Source organism: Pseudofrankia saprophytica, from assembly GCF_000235425.2.
Taxonomy (GTDB): domain Bacteria; phylum Actinomycetota; class Actinomycetes; order Frankiales; family Frankiaceae; genus Pseudofrankia; species Pseudofrankia saprophytica.
The window spans coordinates 205166-225528 of sequence record NZ_KI912267.1 but is presented as its reverse complement, the minus strand read 5'-3'; the positions used below and the strand labels follow the sequence as shown (position 1 = coordinate 225528).

General features: G+C 73.4%; 16 protein-coding genes and 1 pseudogene. 13 read left to right on the top strand and 4 right to left on the bottom strand.

Annotated features, from left to right (window positions below; translation table 11 throughout):
* The 7 genes and pseudogenes from FRCN3DRAFT_RS0235500 to FRCN3DRAFT_RS0235470 form a co-directional block, all read left to right on the top strand.
* Positions 1-517, top strand: a pseudogene (locus tag FRCN3DRAFT_RS0235500) (mycofactocin biosynthesis glycosyltransferase MftF); the annotation flags it as partial.
* A gap of 11 nt (positions 518-528) precedes the next feature.
* Complete coding sequence (locus FRCN3DRAFT_RS0235495; protein WP_007516316.1) at positions 529-1725, top strand: cysteine desulfurase family protein; 1197 nt, start codon at positions 529-531, stop codon at positions 1723-1725.
* A gap of 143 nt (positions 1726-1868) precedes the next feature.
* Entirely contained in the window at positions 1869-2930 is a 1062-nt protein-coding gene (gene mnmA / locus FRCN3DRAFT_RS0235490; RefSeq protein ID WP_007516317.1) for a tRNA 2-thiouridine(34) synthase MnmA, read from the top strand.
* A 655-nt stretch (positions 2931-3585) separates the two neighbouring features.
* Positions 3586-4860, top strand: a complete 1275-nt coding sequence (locus FRCN3DRAFT_RS0235485; RefSeq protein ID WP_007516319.1) for a uroporphyrinogen decarboxylase/cobalamine-independent methonine synthase family protein — start codon at positions 3586-3588, stop codon at positions 4858-4860.
* Complete coding sequence (gene ligA / locus FRCN3DRAFT_RS0235480) at positions 4857-7130, top strand: NAD-dependent DNA ligase LigA (protein WP_007516320.1); 2274 nt, start codon at positions 4857-4859, stop codon at positions 7128-7130. Before FRCN3DRAFT_RS0235485 ends, ligA begins: the two co-directional genes overlap by 4 nt.
* A gap of 324 nt (positions 7131-7454) precedes the next feature.
* Positions 7455-7742: a hypothetical protein gene (locus FRCN3DRAFT_RS0235475; protein WP_007516321.1), complete on the top strand. Its 288-nt coding sequence runs from the start codon at positions 7455-7457 to the stop codon at positions 7740-7742.
* Positions 7739-8161, top strand: a complete 423-nt coding sequence (locus FRCN3DRAFT_RS0235470) for a type II toxin-antitoxin system VapC family toxin (RefSeq protein ID WP_007516322.1) — start codon at positions 7739-7741, stop codon at positions 8159-8161. The genes FRCN3DRAFT_RS0235475 and FRCN3DRAFT_RS0235470 overlap by 4 nt, the downstream gene beginning before the upstream one ends.
* A gap of 42 nt (positions 8162-8203) precedes the next feature.
* Here FRCN3DRAFT_RS0235470 and FRCN3DRAFT_RS0235465 read toward each other — a convergent pair whose 3' ends face one another.
* Both FRCN3DRAFT_RS0235465 and FRCN3DRAFT_RS0235460 read right to left on the bottom strand, forming a co-directional pair.
* Positions 8204-9070, bottom strand: a complete 867-nt coding sequence (locus tag FRCN3DRAFT_RS0235465) for an SDR family NAD(P)-dependent oxidoreductase (protein WP_007516323.1) — start codon at positions 9068-9070, stop codon at positions 8204-8206.
* On the bottom strand, positions 9067-10644 hold the full coding sequence (locus tag FRCN3DRAFT_RS0235460) for a flavin-containing monooxygenase (RefSeq protein WP_007516324.1): 1578 nt from the start codon (positions 10642-10644) through the stop codon (positions 9067-9069). Before FRCN3DRAFT_RS0235460 ends, FRCN3DRAFT_RS0235465 begins: the two co-directional genes overlap by 4 nt.
* Positions 10645-10757: 113 nt before the next feature.
* On the opposite strand from FRCN3DRAFT_RS0235460, the gene FRCN3DRAFT_RS0235455 reads away from it, so the two are divergent.
* On the top strand, positions 10758-12014 hold the full coding sequence (locus FRCN3DRAFT_RS0235455) for a PucR family transcriptional regulator (RefSeq protein ID WP_198536196.1): 1257 nt from the start codon (positions 10758-10760) through the stop codon (positions 12012-12014).
* Positions 12015-12019: 5 nt separating this feature from the next.
* Here the strand turns inward: FRCN3DRAFT_RS0235455 and FRCN3DRAFT_RS0235450 are convergent, their stop codons facing one another.
* Complete coding sequence (locus FRCN3DRAFT_RS0235450; RefSeq protein WP_007516326.1) at positions 12020-12718, bottom strand: ACT domain-containing protein; 699 nt, start codon at positions 12716-12718, stop codon at positions 12020-12022.
* A 520-nt stretch (positions 12719-13238) separates the two neighbouring features.
* On the opposite strand from FRCN3DRAFT_RS0235450, the gene gatC reads away from it, so the two are divergent.
* From gatC to FRCN3DRAFT_RS0235425, 5 genes are all read left to right on the top strand, one after another.
* Entirely contained in the window at positions 13239-13535 is a 297-nt protein-coding gene (gene gatC / locus FRCN3DRAFT_RS0235445) for an Asp-tRNA(Asn)/Glu-tRNA(Gln) amidotransferase subunit GatC (protein WP_007516327.1), read from the top strand.
* Between the two features lie 195 nt (positions 13536-13730).
* Positions 13731-15230, top strand: coding sequence for an Asp-tRNA(Asn)/Glu-tRNA(Gln) amidotransferase subunit GatA (gatA, locus tag FRCN3DRAFT_RS0235440; protein WP_007516328.1), 1500 nt, complete (start codon positions 13731-13733; stop codon positions 15228-15230).
* A 77-nt stretch (positions 15231-15307) separates the two neighbouring features.
* Positions 15308-15628: a hypothetical protein gene (locus FRCN3DRAFT_RS0235435; RefSeq protein WP_007516329.1), complete on the top strand. Its 321-nt coding sequence runs from the start codon at positions 15308-15310 to the stop codon at positions 15626-15628.
* Positions 15625-17142 (top strand): Asp-tRNA(Asn)/Glu-tRNA(Gln) amidotransferase subunit GatB, encoded by a 1518-nt coding sequence (gene gatB, locus FRCN3DRAFT_RS0235430; protein ID WP_007516330.1) that lies wholly within the window; start codon positions 15625-15627, stop codon positions 17140-17142. Before FRCN3DRAFT_RS0235435 ends, gatB begins: the two co-directional genes overlap by 4 nt.
* Positions 17143-17323: 181 nt before the next feature.
* Positions 17324-18184: a metallophosphoesterase family protein gene (locus FRCN3DRAFT_RS0235425; RefSeq protein ID WP_027141233.1), complete on the top strand. Its 861-nt coding sequence runs from the start codon at positions 17324-17326 to the stop codon at positions 18182-18184.
* Positions 18185-18186: 2 nt separating this feature from the next.
* Here FRCN3DRAFT_RS0235425 and FRCN3DRAFT_RS47795 read toward each other — a convergent pair whose 3' ends face one another.
* Positions 18187-20124 (bottom strand): penicillin-binding transpeptidase domain-containing protein, encoded by a 1938-nt coding sequence (locus tag FRCN3DRAFT_RS47795; protein WP_007516332.1) that lies wholly within the window; start codon positions 20122-20124, stop codon positions 18187-18189.
* Between the last annotated feature and the right edge of the window lie 239 nt (positions 20125-20363).

Below are 20363 nucleotides of genomic sequence, written 5' to 3'. Positions count from 1 at the left end.
GGCAAACGCGATGGCCACGGCGGTGTCAGCCCTCCCGTTCACCGGCGCGCCGCGACCGCGATGGCGCGTCGTCCGTCGCCGCGAGGTGGCCTGCGTGGTCGCGGCGGTCACGGCGATCCGGAGCGTGGTCACGGCGGTTCGGCTCGCGCGGCGCCTGGCCGCGGCGCCGCGGCCCACCCGGCTCGCCTGGGTGATGGTGATCGCCGGGCGCCGGTACGCGCTGGAGGCCGCGGCCGACAACGTCCGGCGCGGCTGGTGGCCGGTGCTGGCCACGGGCCGGCCGGGTCGCCGCGTGCTCGCCCTGTCCGTCGCCGTCCCGGCCGCGAGGGACTGGTGGGTCACCCGGCCCGATGTCGGATTCCTGCCGTATGTGCTGCTCCGGTTCGCCGACGACGCCGCCTACAGCCTGGGCGTCTGGTGGGGCTGCGCGCGGGCTCGGACCGCGTGTCCGCTGCTGCCGGCCAGCCGTCCCCGGGCGGGTGGCCGACGGCGTGGGCGGCCGGGCGACCGCGGCTAACCTGTTGAGTTGTGAACTACCTCGACCACGCGGCGACGACGCCGATGCGACCGGAGGCGCTCGCCGCGTTCACCGCGGCGCACGCCGTCGCGGGCAACCCGTCGTCCCTGCACGCGGGCGGGCGGCGGGCGCGCCGGGTCGTCGAGGAGTCGCGTGAGTCGCTGGCCGCCCAGCTCGGCTGCCGGCCGTCCGAGCTGATCTTCACCGGTGGCGGGACGGAGAGCGACAACCTCGCCCTGAAGGGCCTGTACTGGGCCCGCCGGGCAGCCGACCCGCGCCGGCGCCGGGTGCTGGTCAGCGCGGTCGAGCACCACGCCGTGCTCGACCCGGCGCACTGGCTCGGGCAGGCGCAGGGCGCGGTCGTCGAGCCGCTGCCGGTGGACGAGACCGGGCTGGTCAGGCCCGAGACGCTCCTGGCGGCGCTCACCGCCGGGCCCGACGGCCCGGACGACGTCGCCCTCGTGTCGGTGATGTGGGCGAACAACGAGGTCGGGACGGTGCAGCCGATCGCGGAGCTCGCCGCGGCCTGCCAGGCCCGCGGCATTCCCTTCCACACCGACGCCGTGCAGGCCTTCGGACAGGTACCGGTCTCGTTCGCAGATTCCGGCGTCGACGCGATGACGGTGACCGCCCACAAGATCGGGGGTCCGGTCGGGGTCGGCGCCCTGGTGCTGCGCCGGGGCCTCACCGTCACCGCGCTCACCCATGGGGGCGGGCAGGAGCGCGACGTGCGCTCCGGCACCCTCGACACCGCCGGCGCCGCTGCCTTCGCCGCGGCGGCCGTCGCGGCCGTCCGTGACCTGCCGGCCGAGGCGCCGCGCCTCGCCGCGCTGCGCGACGAGCTCATCCGCCAGGTGCTGGCCAAGGTCCCCACGGCGGTGCTCAACGGCGCGCCGCCGGGCCCGGGCCGCCTGCCCGGCAACGCCCATCTGAGCTTCCCCGGCTGCGAGGGCGACTCGCTGCTCATGCTGCTCGACGCCCGCGGCATCGAGTGCTCGACCGGCTCCGCCTGCACCTCCGGGGTGGCCCGCCCTTCGCACGTGCTGCTGGCGATGGGCGCGGGTGATGACAACGCGCGCGGGTCGCTGCGTTTCTCGTTGGGGCACACGTCGACAGAGGCCGACGTCGCCGCGGTCGCCGACGCGATGGCCCCGGTCTACGAACGCGCCAGCCGAGCCGGCGAGCTGGCGGGCCTGGGCGGTTCCTGACGGTCCGGCGGCGGTGAGGGCGACGTTCGCGGGTTCGCAAACCGGTTGCCTGCTCAGGCATGCTGGAAGGCGACGCGATCGACGGACGCGGCCGGACGCGGATCGGCACGGCCGATTCAGGGAGACACCGGGGAGGTGGCGTGATGCGGGTGCTCGCCGCGATGTCGGGCGGGGTCGACTCGGCGGTCGCCGCCGCCCGCGCCGTCGACGCCGGCCATGACGTCACCGGGGTCCACCTGGCGCTGTCGCGCTCCCCGGACGCGCAGCGCACCGGCGCCCGCGGCTGCTGCACGGTCGAGGACGCCCACGACGCGCGCCGCGCCGCCGACGTGCTCGGCATCCCGTTCTACGTGTGGGACCTCGCCGACCGGTTCGAGACCGACGTCATCGAGGACTTCGTCGCGGCCTACGCCGCGGGTGCCACCCCGAACCCGTGCGTGCGGTGCAACGAGCGGATCAAGTTCTCCGCCGTCCTGCGCCGCGCGCTCGCGCTCGGCTTCGACGCCGTCGTGACCGGTCACCACGCCCAGCTGTCCGCCGACGGCGTGCTGCGCCGCTCGGTCGACCCGGCCAAGGACCAGTCCTACGTGCTCGGCACGCTGCGCCCCGAGCAGCTGCGCCGGGCGATGTTCCCGCTGGGGGACACCACCAAGGAGCTGGTGCGGGCCGAGGCCGCCGCCCGCGGGCTCGGCGTCGCGGACAAGCCGGACAGCCATGACATCTGCTTCGTCCCGTCCGGCGACACCGGCGCCTGGCTGCGGGACCGGCTCGGCTCCCAGCCCGGCCCGATCGTGGACGCCGCGACCGGCGAGACGCTCGGTGAGCATGACGGCGCGTTCGCGTTCACCGTCGGCCAGCGCCGCGGCCTGCGCCTCGGCCGCCCGGCGCCCGACGGCCGCCCCCGCTACGTGCTCGGCATCTCCCCGGTGACCCGGGCGGTGACCGTCGGCCCGGCCGAGGCTCTCGACGTCTGGCGGCTCGCCGCCGACGCCGCCGTCTGGCCGCATGAGGACGGCGTCGAGGTCGACTGCGCCGCCCAGGTGCGCGCGCACGGTGACGCCGTGCCAGCCACCGTCACCGCCCGCGACGGCGAGCTGGCCGTCCACCTGCGCGAGCCGGTCCGCGGCACCGCCGCCGGCCAGGCCGTAGTCCTCTACGACGGCGACCGAGTCCTAGGCGGCGGCCACATCCTGCGCACTGCATAACTGGTTCGCTCCGTGCGGGCACGGCGCTCCGGCCCCGTACTCGCTTCGCTCCCACGGGACCTCCGCGCCGTGTCCTCCTCCGCTCACGTGCGCTCCGGCGACCTCCGCTGCGGCCCAACCACCTTCGCTTCGCTCGGTGGCCGGGCCTCCGCGGAGGCGCGCCTCCGCGCCAGCTCGGTTGCGACCCGCTTGAACGTTGCGAAACCACAGCAAGTCCCGATGGAGCCACGTCGCTTCGCTCGTGGGGTGGCCTCAGTGCCAGCTTGGTTTGCTACCCGTTTAAACGACACGAGTCCAAGACCGGGTCGATCCGGAGCTAGATCCTGTGTGAGCCACCGATCAGGCACGAAGGCCACCCCACGAGCGCAGCGAAGTGGCCCACCAGACCAGGCCTGACCTGCTCTCTCACGCGGTCAAGCGAAAGGTGACCGTGCGGCGCGGAGGCGCGCCTCCGCGGAGGCATCCCTACGAGCGAAGCGACGTAGGGGTGCCGCAGCGGAGGTCGCCGGAGCGCACGTTCGCGGAGGAGGACACCGCGCGGAGGTCCCTTGGGAGCGAAGCGAGTGAGGGGCCGGAGCGCGGTGCCCGCACGGAGCGAACCAGAGACGGAGCGCCGTGCCCGCACGGAGCGAACCGTAGACATAGCGTGGATCTCATGACGACTGATGGCGGGACGGCCGAGACGGCGCTGTGGCCCGCGGGGGCGGCGACGGGGGTCGGGTCGCTGCCGGGAATCGATCCGCTGGCGGCCGCGAAACTGGTGTTCGACGAGCTGCCGGACCTGCCGCATCTGGTCGAGCTGCCGGGTCGTGGTCCCGGCGGGGACATGCTGGGCCGGGCGGCCGTGATCGCGCTGGACCTGCCGGTGGACCTTCAGCCGTCCGGCTGGCGGCTGGTGCCCCGGATAGGCATGGACCACCGCCGGGCGCGCGGCCTGGTCGAGCACGACCTGGACGCGCTCGAGGAGGCGGCGCAGGGGTACGCCGGCCCGCTCAAGATCGCCGTCGCCGGGCCGTGGACGCTCGCGGCCGGCGTCGAGCTGACCCGCGGGCACAAGGCGCTGTCGGACCCGGGCGCGACCCGCGACCTGGCCGAGTCGCTCGCCGCCGGGCTCGCGGAGATGCTCACCACCATCGCCCGGCGGGTGCCGGGCGCCCGGCTGCTCGTGCAGCTCGACGAGCCGACGCTACCGGCCGTGATCGCCGGCAGGGTCCGCACGCCGAGCGGGTTCTCCGTGGTGCGCGCCGTCGAGGAGGGCCCCGCCGCCGAACGGATCGCCCTGGTGCTGGCGGCCGCGCGCGGGGTGGACGGGGTGGTCGGGGCCGGCGTGCACTGCTGCGCGCCGGACGTGCCGCTGAAGCTGCTGCGCAGCGCGGGCGCCCAGTTCGTCAGCCTGGACGCCACGCTGCTCCCCCAGAAGGCGGACGAGGTCATCGGCGAGGCGGTGGAGGCCGGGATGCGCCTCCTGATGGGGGTCGTCCCGTCGACCGACCAGCCGGGCGCGTCGCCACCGCCATCCCCGTCGGCCGGGGTCGCCGCGGACGCGACGGCCGGCAGCGAACTGCGCCGGCGGGCGGTGGTCGCGGCCGCCGCGGGGGCCAGGGCGTCCGCGCCTAACACGGCGCGCGGCGCCGCCGGGCGGCTCGGGCTGCTTGGCGGCGGGGAGGACACCGAGGTCGATGGCGGCGACGGCTGGGAGGGAGACGGCGGCGGGGCGGACCGGGGCGGACCGGAACTGTCGGACCCGGGTCGTACGGTTGACCCGGTCCGGGCGCTGTGGCGCCGGCTCGGATTCCGTCCCGAACTGCTCGCGGAGGTGGTCGCCGTGACTCCCACCTGTGGACTCGCCGGCGCGAGTGAGCGATATGCCCGCCTGGCAATGCGGCACTGCCGGGCCGCGGCCCGGGTGCTGGTGGAGTCGCCGGAATGAGCGCGGCCGAGGCGGCGGCGCCGACCGGCGCCGAGGAGGACGAGGTCGCCGCCGGCGGGGTCCGGGGGGGCGCGGCCGAGATCCCGGCCGAGGCCAGGGCGCGGGCCGCGGAGCTGACCCGGCTGCTCGACGAGTACGCCTACCAGTACTACGTGCTCGCCCAGCCGACCGTTCCGGACGCGCAGTACGACACGCTCTACCGCGAGCTCGTCGCCCTCGAGGAGCGCCACCCCGCGCTGCGCACGCCGGACTCGCCGACCCAGAAGGTCACCGAGACCCCGTCGGACCTGTTCGAGCCGGTGACGCACCTGGAGCGGCTGTTGTCGCTCGACAACGCGTTCGACGAGGACGAGTTCCAGGCCTGGGCGACGAGGGCCACCCGGGAGGCGCCGGTCGACGCCTGGCTGTGCGAGTTGAAGATCGACGGGCTGGCCGTCGACCTCGTCTACGAGGACGGCGTGCTGGTGCGCGCCGCGACCCGCGGCGACGGGCGGGTGGGGGAGGACATCACCGCCAACATCCGCACGCTCGCGAGCGTGCCGGCCCGGCTGCGCGGGTCGAAGGTGCCGGCGCTGCTCGAGGTCCGCGGCGAGGTGTTCTTTCCCGTCGCGGCCTTCGAGGCGCTGAACGCGTCGCGCGCCGCCGCGGGCAAGGAGCTGTACGCCAATCCGCGCAACACCGCCGCCGGCTCGCTGCGGCAGAAGGACCCGCAGGTCACGGCGACGCGCGGGCTGGCGATGTACGTGCACGGCATCGGCGCCCACCGCGGCTTCGACGTGCCCTCGCAGTCGGCGGCCTACGAGGCGTTCGCCCAGCTGGGGCTGCCCGTCTCGCCGCGCTACCGCGTCCTCGGCTCGATCGACGAGGTGCTCGGGTACATCCGCGAGTGGGGCGAGCACCGCCACGACGTCGAGCACGAGATCGACGGCGTCGTCGTCAAGGTCGACGACTTCACGCTCCAGGGCCGGCTCGGGGCCACGTCGAAGGCGCCGCGCTGGGCGATCGCCTACAAGTACCCGCCGGAGGAGGTGACGACCCGGCTGAAGTCGATCGAGGTCAACGTCGGTCGCACCGGCCGGGTCACCCCGTTCGCCGTCCTGGAGCCCGTCGTGGTCGCCGGCTCCACCGTCGGCCTTGCCACCCTGCACAACGCCGACCAGGTGAAGGCCAAAGGCGTCCTCATCGGCGACATGATCATTCTTCGCAAGGCGGGTGACGTCATCCCCGAGGTCCTCGGCCCGGTCGTCGACCTGCGGGACGGCACCGAGCGCGAGTTCGTCTTCCCGACGCACTGCCCCGAGTGCGGCACCGAGCTGGTCCGCCCCGAGGGCGAGGCCGACACCCGCTGCCCGAACACGGTCGCCTGCCCCGCCCAGCGCCGGGAGGCGATCATCCACCTCGCCTCCCGCGGCGCCCTCGACATCGACGGCCTCGGCGGGGAGAGCGCGATCGACCTGATCGAGGCCGGGCGGATCAAGGACATCGCCGACGTGTTCCACCTGACCGAGGCGTCGTTCGCCGGCCTGCCGCTGTTCGAGCGGCTGGAGACGGTCCGCGGCCCGGACGGGAAGCCGGTGAAGGGCCCGGACGGCAAGACGGCGCTGCGCCAGCCCGTGCCCGGCAAGAAGGTCGAGCAGATCCTCAAGGGGATCGAGGCGGCCCGGCACCGCCCGCTGTGGCGGCTGCTGGTCGGCCTGTCGATCCGGCACGTCGGCCCGGCCGCCGCCCAGGCGCTCGCCAGGGAGCTGCGCTCGGTCGACGCGATCCGGGCGGCCTCGCTCGAGGAGCTGGCCGTCGTCGACGGCGTGGGCCCGACTATCGCCGCCGCCGCCGTCGACTGGTTCGCCGACCCGGGGCATGTCGACCTGCTGGAGCGGCTGCGCGCCGGGGGCGTCACCGTCGCGGACGACGGCGCCGACGATGGGCCGCGCCCGCTCGCCGGCGTCACGGTCGTCATCACCGGCAGTCTGGAGGGCTGGACCCGTGACTCCGCGACCGAGGCGGTCCAGAACCTCGGCGGCAAGGTGAGCGGTTCGGTCAGCAAGAAGACCAGCTTCGTCATCGCCGGCGAGAACGCGGGCACCAAGTACGACAAGGCCCTCTCGCTGAAGGTCCCCATCCTCGACGGCCCCGGCTTCGCCGCCCTCCTCGAGAGCGGCCCCGAAGCCGCCCAGGCCCTCGCCACCATCGGCGAGGCCCCAGCCGGCGCCGAAGCCCTCGACGCCGAGAAGGCTCTTGAGGTCGCGGAGACCCCCGTGGCCGCGGAGTAGCTGCCTCTCGCAAGGTCGGCCTCGTTCCGTCGTGATCATGATCGTGTTTTGGGCCCTTGGGTGGTCGTAACTGCCGGCGTTCCACGACCGCCAGAGGGCGCAACCGGCGATCACGCCAACGGGCGGAGATGCGCCGATCTTCGGTCGCTCGCACTGGTACTGTCTGAGTAGACAGTGTCTGATCGGGTAGGGGCGGGTGTGTCGCGGCATGGGGTGCGGGGCGTGCCGCTGAGAGGTCTCGTCGGAGACGGTGAGGTTTGCCGCGCGGCGATAGCCCGCGCTCGACCGTGGTACGGCGTAGTACGTGCGGGCTACCCTTGGGAGATGGCGCCTCTCGATGAGCGAACCAAAGTCATCAGTGTTCGCCAGTTCGTGGCCGATTCCGGGGCCGTCACCCGTGGGCTGCGACAGGGAAGCGCCTACACGCTGACGCTGAACGGCGAACCGCTGGCGGAGATCATTCCGGTTCGCCGCCGACGCGCGGTTCCCAAGGAGGAGGTCCTCGCGATCTTCGCGACAGCCCCGGTCGTCGACCCGGTCGAGCTACGCGCCGACCTGGAGGAGGCTCTTGATCAGAGCGGGCGCGATCCGTTCGAGGGGACCGGGCTGTGACGGTCCACGAGGCCGCGGTCGTGGACACGAACGTCATCGCCGCGCTCTCGCGCTATGACGCCGCGGAGCTTCCCGACAGGATCCTGATTACGGCGATAACGCTCGGAGAACTTTCGTTCGGCCCGCACGCGACAGAAGATCCGATGAGGCGGGCTGGACGGGTTGGACTGTTGCAGCACGTGGAAGCCACCTTCGACCCGCTTCCGTACGACCAGAGCGCGGCCAGGATCTACGGCCAGCTCTGTGCCGCGGTCCGTGCGGCAGGGCGCGAGCCACGCAAACGTGCCGTCGATCTGATGATTGCCGCAACCGCCGTGAGCAATCAGCTCCCCCTCTATACAGCCAACCCGGACGACTTCAAGGGGACCGAGGGGATCGTGGACGTGGTCGGTGTCGGTCCGAAACCGAACAGCCTCTAACTGGTAGCCAGGTATGAGCCGGGCGCCATGCGGGCGGGCGGCTCAGCGGGCGAGGATGCGCTCGGCGCGGACGAGCAGGTTGAGGTAGGCGGTCGGCAGGAGCCGGACGACGCGGTCCAGGGTGCGCGCGTCGGAACCGACCAGGATGCGTTTCCTGCCGCGCTCGACGCCGTGGATGATGATTTCCGCCGCCTTGTCTGGCGGCATCTTGAGCAGCTTCCGCTCGTAGACGAGCTGCCGGGCGCGGAAGAGGTCGAGCTCGTCGGCGGTGAACGACGCCGGCGCGGCCGCCGAACGCGCGATGTTGGTGGCGACACCGCCGGGGTGCACGACGGTGACCCGCACGGGGTGGCCGAGGCTCAGCATCTCGGCGCGGACCGACTCGGTGAAGCCGCGGACCGCGAACTTGGACGTGCAGTAGGCGCCGAGGAACTGCTGTGCCAGGAACCCGTTCAGACTGGAGACGTTGACGAGGTGACCGTCGCCTGACTCGATGAGGTGCGGAAGGAACTCCTTGGTGCAGGAGACGACCCCGGAGAGGTTGACGGCGAGCACCCTGTCGAACAGCTCGTAGTCGGTCTCGAGGAACCCGCCGCCGCTGGCGATTCCGGCGTTGTTGTACAGCTGGTGGACGACCCCGAAATGGGCGCGGACCTCCTTGGCGTACCCGATCACCGCCGCGCGGTCGGCCACGTCGACGGGGAGCGAGTGGATTTCGGCCCCGAGCGCCCGAACCGCCTCGACGGTTTCCGCGAGCCCGTCCGCGTTGACGTCGCAGACCGAGAGCCGACCACCCCGCCGCGCGATCGCGAGTGCCAGGGACCGGCCGATTCCAGAGCCGGCGCCGGTGACGACGGAGACCTTGCCGCGGAGCGGGGATGCGGTGGATGTGGTGGATGCGGGGGTCATGTGCCGGCTTCCTGGCGAAGGTCGGTGGCCGTGTCGTTCGCGGAGCTGCCGGTCGCGCCGCCCTCGGCGGCGCGCGTGAACCGGAGCTGCTCGTCGGCGATCGGTCCGCGACGGATCAGCTTCCTGTCGTCGTGGTAGTTGCTGGACATCACCCAGGGAGCACGCGGTCCCTGGCGCGGCAGGCTGCCGAGCGCGCGCTGCACGTAGCCAGCACCGAAGTCCAGCAGCGGGCGGGTGGCCATCTCGGGGTCCGCCACGGCGCAGGCGGTGTCGAAGCCGTGCTCGTCCATGTGGGAGAGCAGCCGGCAGAAGTACTCGCACAGCAGACTGATCTTCAGGGTCCACGACGAGTTCGTGTATCCGACGGCGAGCGCGAGATTCGGGACGCCGCTGAGCATCAGCCCCCGGTATACGACCGTCTCTCGGAACGAGATCGGCTTTCCGTCGACCTCCAGCTGGGCGCCGCCAAGGACCTGGATGTTGAGACCCGTCGCGGTCACGATGATGTCCGCGGGCAGTTCCTCGCCCGACCGCAGGAGAATGCCCGTCTCGGTGAACGACGCGATCTGGTCGGTCACCATCGAGGCCTTCCCGGCCGCGAGCGCGCGGTAGAGATCGCGGTTGGGCGCCACGCACACGCGCTGGTCCCAGGGGTTGTACGGCGGGTTGAAATGCGTGTCGAGATCGAAGCCAGGTGGCAGCGCCCTGCGGTTGAGGTACCGGATCACGCGCCGCGCGATGGCCGGGTATCTCTGGCAGAAAACCCAGATCAGGCGTTGACGGGCGATGTTCTTGCGCCGGGTGAGGGCGTGGCCGCGCCTTTCTCCGAAGACCTTGCGAAGACGGATCGCGGTCCGGTCCACGCGGGGCACGGGCAGGATGTACGTGGGCGTGCGCTGCAGGAGCGTCACGTGCGCGGCCGCGCCAGCGCCCGCGCCCTCGCTCCGGAGCAGTGCCGGCACCAGCGTGACCGCCGTGGCCCCGCTCCCGATCACGACGACGCGCCTGCCCGCGTAGTCGAGGTCGTCGGGCCAGGTCTGCGGGTGGACGATCTCGCCCGCGAATCGGTCCCGGCCCTCGAAGACCGGGGTGTAGCCCTCGTCGTACCGGTAGTACCCGGTGGCGGCGAAGATCCAGCGGGCACGGAACGACACGCGCTCGGCCGGCCCGTCCTGAGTCAGGCGGCGCTCGGCCTCCACCGTCCAGCGAGCCGTCGGCGAGGACCAGGTGGCCCGCACGACGCGGTGGTTGTACCGGATGCGCGGCCCGAGACCGTTCTCGTCCGCCGCCTCGCGCAGGTAGTCGAGGATGCGCGGCGCGTCGGCGATCGACTCCTTGTCCAGCCACGGCTTGAACTCGTAGCCGAAGGTGTGCAGGTCCGAGTCGGAGCGGATGCCGGGATAGCGGAAGAGGTCCCACGTTCCCCCCAGGGACGCGCGGGCCTCCAGGATCGCGAAGCTCTTGGCGGGGTGCTCGGTCCGCAGGTAGCGACCGGCGCCGATGCCCGACACGCCCGCTCCGATGATCAGGACGTCGAGGCTCTCCATCTCGGCTGGCTCGGCTGGGCTCTGCATGGTGGCTCCGCTCAGGACACGACTGCGACATTGGCCACCGTGCGTCGGCGGGAGCCTGGAAGGCCAGCGCGATCTGCCTCGGTTTTGGGCATTCTATGGTGCAGACTGCCCGCATGAAGCCGTCGTGGCCGGTGCCCTCCGATCGCGTGCGTGAGCTGATGCGCCGAGGCGCCGAGACGGTGCTGTCGCCGGCGCCGGAAGCGCTCGCCCAGCTCAACGCGGCGTCGCTCGGTGGCCTGGGGAGACGGACGGTCGCCGCCGATCCCGCCCTCGCGGAGGCCACCGCCCGGGCGAACGCGGCCAATCTGCGGCAGTGGGCGGCCTCGAACGTCCAGCGGCCCACCGAGCGGGTGCCGCCCTACCTCGGCCCGGAGGCGATGGAACTGGCCAGGGACCTGGTGCGGCGCGGGCTGGACCGCAGCGCGCTCGACTCGTACCGCACCTCCCAGAGCGCCGCCTGGCGCCTCTGGATGGACATCTGCTTCGAGCTCACCTCGGACCGCGAGGAGCTCCAGGCCCTGCTCGACATCTCGGCCCTCTCCATCTCCACGTTCGTCGACGACACCGTCGAGGCCGTCTCCGCGCAGGTCGAGGCCGAACGTGACGAGCTCACCCGTGGCAGCCACGCGGAGCGGATGGCGACCGTGACCCTCCTTCTCGAAGGCGCTCCGCTCGCCAGGCGACACGCCGAGACCCAGCTTGGCTACGGCCTCGCCGGGCCGCAGACCGCCGCCATCGTCTGGGCCACCGCGCCGGGCGACGGCCAGGCGCTGGGCTCCGGCGTGAGCGCGGACCTCGAGGCCGCGGCCGAGGCCCTCATGCGTGCCGGCGGCGCGACCCGACGGCTGACGGTCGTCGCGAGCGTCGCCGCCCTGTGGGTCTGGCTCCCCGTCGACGAGATACCTCCGAGCGCGCAGCTCGAGTCCCGGCTGCGGACCCTGAGCGGCGTCAGGATCGCGATCGGCCGTGGCGGCCGGGATCTCGACGGATTCCGCCGCAGCCACCTGGACGCGGCGACCACCCAGCGGATGCTGGCCAGGATCACCGCGCGCCAGCCGGTCACCCGGTTCCAGGACGTCCAGCTCGTCGCGCTCATGACCGTCGATCCCGCGCTCGCCGACGAGTTCGTGGGTGATGCCCTCGGCCCGCTCGCGAGTGCCGACGCCGAGATCCGCGACACGGTCTCGACCTATGTGCGTGAGCAGTTCAACGCCTCCCGCGCCGCCGAGCGCCTCTACACCCACCGCAACACGGTTCTGCGCCGCCTCGCCCGGGCCGACCAGCTCCTGCCTCGTCCCCTGGCGGAGAACCTCCTGGACGTCGCGGCCGCGCTGGAGATCGTCAGGCTCCGGGCGACGGTGACGAAATGATCGCGCTACAGGGCGGGGCGGCGGGTCAGAGACGCGGTTATGCCGGCGAGGTGGGCCAGGCGGGCTATCTCGGAGGAGCGGAACTTCGGGCCGCCGGGACGGCCGACGAGGATGACCAGCTCGGGGCAGCCGACCGGGGCGGCGGCCAGCTCCATGCCACGCTCGGCCCAGCGGGCCGGCAGGCCGCCCTCGTCGGGGTCGATCTCGCGGGCCTCGGCGAGCGGCAGCCAGGGCACCGGCCGGGTCGCGCGCGGCGGGCTGGCGTAGTCGTCGACGCCGAGCGCGGGAGCGCCGACGGAGGACTCCCTGATCCGCACGTCGCCCGGAGCGACCTGCTCGAGCAGCATCGCCCAGTCGGCATGGAAGACGCCGGCGACCAGCTCGGCGAGCACGGCGGGGGCGTCCCGGGGGCGGTCGGTGAGCGCGTCCACGAGGTCCAGGTCGTCGCTGACCCCGCCACCGCTGGCGAGGTAGGGGCGCAGCGACTCCACCCGGACGCCCGGTACCGACTGGGCCGCCGTCAGCACGCCGTCCGCGAGGCCACCCGGCGGTAGCAGCACCAGCAGGTCGTCCACAGCGCCGTCCGTCGACCGCTCGACGACCGCGAGGCTGACGATGTCGATCCCGACCCGTCCCAGCGCTGTCGCGACAGCCCCCAGCGCGCCGGGTCGGTCGGGCAGAAGCAGGCGGAGGAGGTACGACATGACGCCGAGCATTCCCGACCGGCGTGACGGTCCGGTGACATCGGGGGGCTTTCCCTTGTGTTTCGCGCCGCGGGCCGCCGCAGGCCGTCCGGGGCGGTGCCGGTGCGTAGCGGACGGGCGGACCGGGGTGTCACGGTGGTCACCCCAACCGTGAGGACGGCGGCCGCCCGGCGGGCACCCCGCCAGCGGGCGGGCCACGGCGAAGGACACCCGCCGACCCGTACGATGACATCACACCGACACGCAGATACGCCGTGGCGTCGCCGGTCGTCGCGGATCGCGTCCGGCGCCGTCGCGCCCAGGACGCCCCGGCGCGGCCAGGCCCGGCTGGTCGCCCAGGCCCGCCTGGTCACGCCGTAGCGGCTGCCCGAGCGGCCCGTGGCCGCCGTGCGGACGGTCGCGGACGACCGTGACAGGGCCCTGGCGACCGCGGCCGGTGAAGAAAATCGGTGGGCACCGCGCCCGCCGTAGCTGACGATCGGTGGGCTCGCGCCCGCCGCCGATGAGGGGGCCTACCGCCATGGCCATCACCCGGGACGAGGTCGCGCACCTCGCCCGCCTGTCGCGGATGTCGCTGTCCGACGCCGAGCTCGACGCGCTCGCCCCTCAGCTCGACCAGATCCTGTCCGCCGTCGCCCGGGTTGCCGAGGTCGCGGCGGCGGACATCCCACCGACCAGCCACGCGGTGCCGCTGACCAACGTCTTCAGGGCCGACGTGACCCGGCCGTCGCTCCCGGCCGACGAGGCGCTGGCTGCCGCCCCGGCGAGCGAAGACGGCCGTTTCCGGGTGCCCCGCATCCTCGACCCGGACGAGTGAGCCCGCTTCACCGCTCCCGGCGTCGGTCGCCGGGCGGGAGCGGTCGCGAGGGGTCACGAGCCACCAGGCGGGCCCCGCGGCGGGCCGCGCATCCGATGCCGCCAGACTTCAGAGACAGCAGCCTCCGGGAGCGCGAAGGAAGATCGTTTTCGCACCCCCTCTGGCTCATAGACATGTGAGGGACCGACAGCAGCCATGACCGACGTACCTACCGACGTCGTCCGGCTCACCGCCGCCGAGACCGCGGCCGCGATCGCGGCCGGCGAGCTCTCCGCCGTCGAGGCCACCCAGGCGGCGCTCGACCGGGTCGCCAAGGTCGACGACGCCGTCCACGCCTTCCTGCACGTCGACGCCGAGGGCGCGCTCACCGCCGCGGCCGGCGTCGACACCCGCCGCGCCGCCGGCGAGCGGCTCGGCCCGCTCGCGGGCGTCCCGCTCGCGCTCAAGGACGTGCTCACCGCCAGAGGAATGCCGACGACCTGCGGCAGCAGGATCCTCGAGGGCTGGCACCCGCCGTACGACGCGACCGTGACGGCCCGGCTGCGCGCCGCCGACGTCGTGATCCTCGGCAAGGCGAACATGGACGAGTTCGCGATGGGCTCGTCCACCGAGAACTCCGCCTACGGGCCGAGCCGCAACCCCTGGGACCTCAGCCGCATCCCCGGCGGCAGCTCCGGCGGTTCGTCGGCCGCCGTCGCCGCGTTCGAGGCGCCGCTGGCGATCGGCACCGACACCGGTGGCTCCATCCGCCAGCCGGCCGCCGTCTGCGGCCTCGTCGGCGTGAAGCCGACCTACGGCGGGGTGAGCCGCTACGGCCTGGTGGCGTTCTCCAGCTCGCTCGACCAGGCCGGCCCGCTCGCCCGCACCGTCACCGACGCCGCGCTGCTGCACGCCGCGATCGCGGGGCACGACCCGATGGACTCCACCAGCGTCGACGGGCCGGTGCCCCAGATCGTCGAGGCCGCGGCCCGCCGCGAGGTGCTCGGCATGCGGATCGGCGTCGTGCGCGAGCTGTCCGGCGAGGGCTACGAGCCGGGGGTGCAGGCCCGCTTCGACGAGGCGGTCGCGCTGCTCGCCCAGCTCGGCGCCGAGATCATCGAGGTGAGCTGCCCGCACTTCGACTACGCGCTGGCGGCCTACTACCTGATCGCGCCCAGCGAGTGCTCGTCCAACCTGGCCCGGTTCGACGCGATGCGCTACGGCCTGCGGGTCGGCGACGACGGGGTGGCCGGCGCCGAGGAGGTCATGAGCCGCACCCGCGCGGCCGGCTTCGGCCCCGAGGTCAAGCGCCGCATCATCCTCGGTACCTACGCCCTGTCGAGCGGCTACTACGACGCCTACTACGGCCAGGCGCAGAAGGTGCGGACGCTGATCAGCCGCGACTTCGCCGCGGCGTTCGAGCAGGTCGACGTCCTGGTGTCGCCGACCACGCCCACGGTCGCGTTCCCGATCGGGGCCAAGGTCGACGACCCGATCGCGATGTACCTCAACGACCTGTGCACGATCCCGGCGAACCTCGCGGGCGTGCCGGCGATGAGCGTGCCGGCCGGCCTGTCCGAGGGCCTGCCGGTCGGTTTCCAGATCATGGCTCCGGCCTTCGCCGACGACCGCCTGTACCAGGTCGGCGGCGCGCTGGAAACCGCCCTCGACGCCCGCCGTGGCCACCGCTTCCTGGACGCCGCCCCCGCTCTCTAGCCGGCGCGGCGTCCAGCAGCCGGATCGCGATCGCGCCGTACCGCTGAAACGCCGTACCACACGGAAGGACAACCGCCATGGTCAAGCTGCGCAGCACGCGGCAGGACCGGACGCTGCTGATCGCGGTGTGGGTCCTCACCGTCATCGTGCTCGTTCTCGGTGGGCTCTCCAGGAGCCCGATCCTGCTGGTGTGGGGAACGGTCGGGCTGCTGGCCGCGATCTACCTCACCCGCGTCCATTTCCGCGACACCCGCCCGGGGCGCCCGGGGCCGGACGCCGGCTCCGGCGGCACGCCGGGTCCGGGCCCTGGCGAGAGCGAGGACGAGGCGCCCGGCCAGCCGGCCGACGCCGCCACCGCGGTCAAGACCGACACATCAGACGTCGAGGAGTCCAGGTGAGTACCCCGGCCGCCGTCATTGCCACCCCGTCCTACGAGGACGCGTTCGCCCGCTACGAGCCGGTGATCGGCCTGGAGACGCACGTCGAGCTCGGCACCGCGTCGAAGATGTTCTGCGGCTGCGCGACCGGCTTCGGCGCGCCGCCGAACAGTCAGGTCTGCCCGGTCTGCCTCGGCCTGCCCGGGGCCCTACCGGTGATCAACGAGGCGGCGGTCCGGTTCGCCGTGATGATCGGGCTGGCGCTGAACTGCCAGATCGCCGGCTGGTCCCGTTTCGCCCGGAAGAACTACTTCTACCCGGACATGCCGAAGAACTTTCAGACCAGCCAGTATGACGAGCCGTTGTGCGTGAACGGGTGGCTGGCGGTCGAGGTCGACGGCGAGTTGCACCGGGTCGGCATCACCCGGGTGCATATGGAGGAGGACACCGGCAAGTCGCTGCACGTCGGCGGCGCGACCGGGCGCATCCACGGGGCGACCCACTCGCTGGTCGACTACAACCGGGCGGGCATCCCGCTCGTCGAGATCGTCACGGAACCGGACGTGCGCTCGCCCGAGGTGGCCCGCGCCTACGTCGAGGAGCTGCGCGAGCTGTGTCGCGCGCTCGCCGTGTCCGACGTCCGGATGGAGCAGGGCTCGCTGCGCTGCGACGCGAACGTGTCGCTGCGCCTTCGGGTCGGCCCGGGCGAGGCGGAGAAGCCGTTCGGGACCCGCAGCGAGACGAAGAACCTCAACTCGCTGCGTTCCGTCGAGCGTGCCATCCGCTCCGAGATCGTCCGGCAGGCCGGACGGCTCGACGCCGGGGAGCGGATCATCCAGGAGACCCGCCACTTCGACGAGGCCTCCGGGCGCACGTCGTCGGGCCGGTCGAAGGAGGAGGCGACCGACTACCGGTACTTCCCCGAGCCCGACCTGGCCCCGGTGGCCCTGTCCCGGGAGTACGTCGAGGCGGTCCGCGCCTCGCTGCCGGAGATGCCTTCGCAGCGGCGCGCGCGGCTCATCGCCGAGCATGGCTTCTCCGAGCGCGACCTGGTGGACCTGCGCAACGCCGGCGCGCTCGACCTCGTCGAGCAGACGATCGCCGCCGGCGCGTCGGCCCCGGCCGCCCGCAAGTGGTGGCTCAACGAGCTGGCCCGGCGCGCGGCCGACTCCGGCGTCACCCCGGCCGAGCTCGCGATCCAGCCGGTGCAGGTGGCTCGCGTCATCGAGCTGATCGCCGAGGGAAGCCTCACCGACGCGCTCGCCCGCAAGGTGATCGACGGGGTGCTCGCCGGCGAGGGCGACCCGGACCAGGTCGTCGCCGCCCGCGGCCTCGCGGTCGTCACGGACGACTCGGCGCTGTCCGCCGCCGTCGACACGGCGATCGCGACCGCTCCCGACATCGCCGACAAGGTCCGCGCCGGCAAGCTCAACGCCGTCGGCCCGCTCGTCGGCGCCGTCATGAAGGCGATGAAGGGCCAGGCCGACGCCGCCACCATCCGTTCCCTCCTCCTGGAACGCCTCGGCGCCGCCTGACCGACGACATCGTGGTGGATGGGCGCGTCCATGGACGCTCCCATCCACCACACTTCCCACTACCGCCGTGGGACCGCGTTGGATGGGCGAGCCTATGGGCTCGCTGAGCCGCCACGGTCCGCCGGACCGCGGGGTCGCCGCGCTGCCGCTGAGGGCGTCCGGTATGGGAGCATGGAGCCCGATGGCCGCCTCGACCGGGACGCTGTACGCCACCAGCGATCTCCATGTCCGATACCCGGACAACCGGGCCGTCGTCGAGGCGATGCGTCCGACCGGGGACGACGACTGGCTGCTCGTGGTCGGTGACGTCGCGGACTTCGTGGACGAGATCCGCTGGGCGCTCGCGCTGCTCGCGAGCAGGTTCGCCCGGGTGGTCTGGGTGCCCGGCAACCACGAGCTGTGGACGCCCAAGCGCGACCCGGTCCAGCTGCGCGGGGTCGCCCGCTACTGGCACCTCGTCGACATCTGCCGCGAGCTGGGCGTGCTCACCCCCGAGGACCCGTACCCGGTCTGGGACGGTCCCGGCGGGCCGGTGGTCATCGCGCCGATGTTCCTGCTCTACGACTACACGTTCCGCCCCGCGGGCACGTCGACGAAGGCCGAGGCGCTCGCCTACGCCCACTCCACCGGCGTGGTCTGCTCCGACGAGTTCCTGCTGCACCCCGACCCGTTCCCGACCCTGGACGACTGGTGCCGGACCCGGGTCGCGCAGACCGAGAAGCGGCTGGCCGAGCTCCCGGCGGACGGCCCGCCGACCGTGCTGGTCAACCACTTCCCGCTGGTCCGGGAGCCGACCAGGGTGCTGCGCTACCCCGAGTTCGCCCAGTGGTGCGGCACCGAGCTGACCGCCGACTGGCACCTGCGCTTCCGCGCCGCCGCGGTCGTCTACGGCCACCTGCACATCCCCCGCACCACGGTGTACGACGGCGTCCGCTTCGAGGAGGTCTCCCTCGGCTACCCCCGCGAGTGGACCCGCCGCCCCGCCCACTACCAGCGCCCCCCGCTACGCCGGATCCTGCCCGCCGAACCCGCCGCGCCCTGATCTCAGCCGGGGGTGTCGGCGGGCGCGCCGGCGGGCGCGGAGCTCGCGGTGGTGGACGGGGCGGGCAGGTTGCCGTCGAGGGCGTTGAGGAAGGCGGCGGCGACGGGAGCGGCGGACTCGGCGCCGAAGCCGCCGTTCTCGATGAGGACCGCGAAGGCGACCGGGCCGCGGTAGCCGACGAACCAGGCGTGCGTCGGCGGCGGGTTGCCGTCGATGTACTCGGCGGTGCCGGTCTTGCCGAAGACCTCACCGGGGAACGGCACGCCCGCCGCGGTCCCGTCGGTGACCACCGCCCGCATGAACGCGCGCAGGTCCGGGAGGATCTTCGGCGGTAGCTGGTTCGTCCGGGTGGGGCCGCCGACCACGAACGGCGCGCGCCAGGCGCCGCTGGCCACGGCGGCGGCGACGCTCGCCATCTGCAGCGGGGAGGCAGCCACCCGGCCCTGGCCGATCGACGCGGACGCCGTCTCCACAACGTCCTTCGGCGTCGGGAAGAGACCGCCGACGCTCGCGATCGGCAGCGGCGGGTTTCCGTCGAAGCCGTACAGGCGGGCGGCCCGGGCCAGCGCGTCCGGCGGCAGCGAGCCGGCCAGATTGATGAAGGCGGTGTTGCAGCTGCGCGCGAACGCGTCGCGCAGCGTCAGCGGCCCGAACTTCTCGTTCTCGGCGTTGGAGAAGCTGCGCCCTCCGGCGGAGGCCGTCGCGGAGCAGTCCAGCATGGTGTTCCGATCGCGGCCGCTCATCAGTGCCGCGGTCGCTGTCACGATCTTGAAGGTGGAGCCGGGCGGGTAGGTGCCGCGCAGCGCCCGTCCGTAGCCGTTGAGGGGATGGTTCGCCAGGGCCAGGACGCCGCCGGTGCGGACGTCGATCGCCACCAGCGCGCCCGCCGGCCACCGCGAGGTCGCCAGCGCCTGTTCCGCCGCCCGCTGCACCCCGAGGTCGACGGTGGTGCGGATCTTCTCGCCGGCGGCCATCGTCCAGCTGTACGGCGTCGCCACGACGGCGCCCCGCGCGTCGCGCAGCACGACCTGGCCGCCGCTCGCCGCGAGCCGGTTGTCGTAGGCCCGCTGCAGGCCGCTTGGCGGGGACACCTGGCCGATCAGGTTGCCCGCGAGTTCCGGATCCGTCGCCAGCGGCTGGCCGGCGCGGTCGAGGAGCTCGCCGCGCCGCGCCGTCGACCCGGTGCGGTCGAAGTGCAGGCCCGGCGCGAGCTGGGGGTGTACGGAACCGAGCAGTGCCCGCACCTTCCACCCGTCGGTGGCCTTCGTCAGCGTCAGCTTGCCGGAGTACGGCCAGGGCGCGGGCTCACCCGCGAGGTGAAGGGTCGCCGTGTACGGGACGGTCGCGGTGGTGGCGTCGCGGTGGGCGTCGCCGAGGGCGAACGCCGCGTCGGTCAGCCGCAGCCGGTCGCGCATGTCGGCCATCGCCGCGATGAGCGTGGGAACGTCGACGTCGCCCGGGACGGTCACTGCGGTGATCCCGGCCTGGCCCGCACCCGCACCCGCGCCTGCACCAGCGCCGGCACCCCCGCCGCCACCCCCACCAGCACCCCCGCCGGCACCCCCACCAGCACCGGCACCGGTGCCCTGGCGGCCACGCGTGGCGGCGTCGCTGGGCAGGGCCGTTCCGGGGGCGGCCGCGGCGGGCAGGACGAGCGCGGCGGGCGCCACCGAGGTGGTCGGCCCGGCGGGTGGGGTTGGCGAGATCGGCACGCCGCCGCCTCCCACGGCCGGCGTCACGGACGGGGGAGTGGCGTCGTCGATCGAGCGCCAGGCCGCGAGATAGGCCAGGGCGGTCGCCCGGACGGCCCGGTCGGCCGCCGCATGGTCCCGCTGGACCTTCCAGAGGTAGCCGCCGCCGGCCCCGGCGCCGAGCAGGACGACCAGGGCCGCCGCGAGAGCGGCCCCGCGGCGCGACCCGCGGCGCCGACGGCCTGGCATGGCCGTGAAACCGCCTGGAGTCAGTGGCACGGCGCCACCCCCCGATCCTCACGACGGTCCGTGTCTAGGACAATTCCCCGGGTGTCTTCACCGGGGTTCCGACCGCCGTACCTTACGCTGCGTAGCCATCCTCCGCTCGTTGTGCTCGGCTCGGGTGGTAGGCGCCGCAGCAGGGGCGTGGGATGCGCGAAGTTGATTACTTAAGGTGATGATCGCCGGGTAGGTCGAGGTACCCGGGG

Excerpts from the sequence above, each read along its gene's own strand:
- mnmA (WP_007516317.1), top strand. The coding sequence starts at position 1,869 with ATGCGGGTGCTCGCCGCGATGTCGGGCGGGGTCGACTCGGCGGTCGCC.
- FRCN3DRAFT_RS0235485 (WP_007516319.1), top strand. The coding sequence starts at position 3,586 with ATGACGACTGATGGCGGGACGGCCGAGACGGCGCTGTGGCCCGCGGGG.
- ligA (WP_007516320.1), top strand. The coding sequence starts at position 4,857 with ATGAGCGCGGCCGAGGCGGCGGCGCCGACCGGCGCCGAGGAGGACGAG.
- FRCN3DRAFT_RS0235475 (WP_007516321.1), top strand. The coding sequence starts at position 7,455 with ATGGCGCCTCTCGATGAGCGAACCAAAGTCATCAGTGTTCGCCAGTTC.
- FRCN3DRAFT_RS0235465 (WP_007516323.1), bottom strand. The coding sequence starts at position 9,070 with ATGACCCCCGCATCCACCACATCCACCGCATCCCCGCTCCGCGGCAAG.
- FRCN3DRAFT_RS0235460 (WP_007516324.1), bottom strand. The coding sequence starts at position 10,644 with ATGCAGAGCCCAGCCGAGCCAGCCGAGATGGAGAGCCTCGACGTCCTG.
- FRCN3DRAFT_RS0235455 (WP_198536196.1), top strand. The coding sequence starts at position 10,758 with ATGAAGCCGTCGTGGCCGGTGCCCTCCGATCGCGTGCGTGAGCTGATG.
- FRCN3DRAFT_RS0235450 (WP_007516326.1), bottom strand. The coding sequence starts at position 12,718 with ATGTCGTACCTCCTCCGCCTGCTTCTGCCCGACCGACCCGGCGCGCTG.
- gatC (WP_007516327.1), top strand. The coding sequence starts at position 13,239 with ATGGCCATCACCCGGGACGAGGTCGCGCACCTCGCCCGCCTGTCGCGG.
- gatA (WP_007516328.1), top strand. The coding sequence starts at position 13,731 with ATGACCGACGTACCTACCGACGTCGTCCGGCTCACCGCCGCCGAGACC.
- FRCN3DRAFT_RS0235435 (WP_007516329.1), top strand. The coding sequence starts at position 15,308 with ATGGTCAAGCTGCGCAGCACGCGGCAGGACCGGACGCTGCTGATCGCG.
- FRCN3DRAFT_RS0235425 (WP_027141233.1), top strand. The coding sequence starts at position 17,324 with ATGGCCGCCTCGACCGGGACGCTGTACGCCACCAGCGATCTCCATGTC.
- FRCN3DRAFT_RS47795 (WP_007516332.1), bottom strand. The coding sequence starts at position 20,124 with ATGCCAGGCCGTCGGCGCCGCGGGTCGCGCCGCGGGGCCGCTCTCGCG.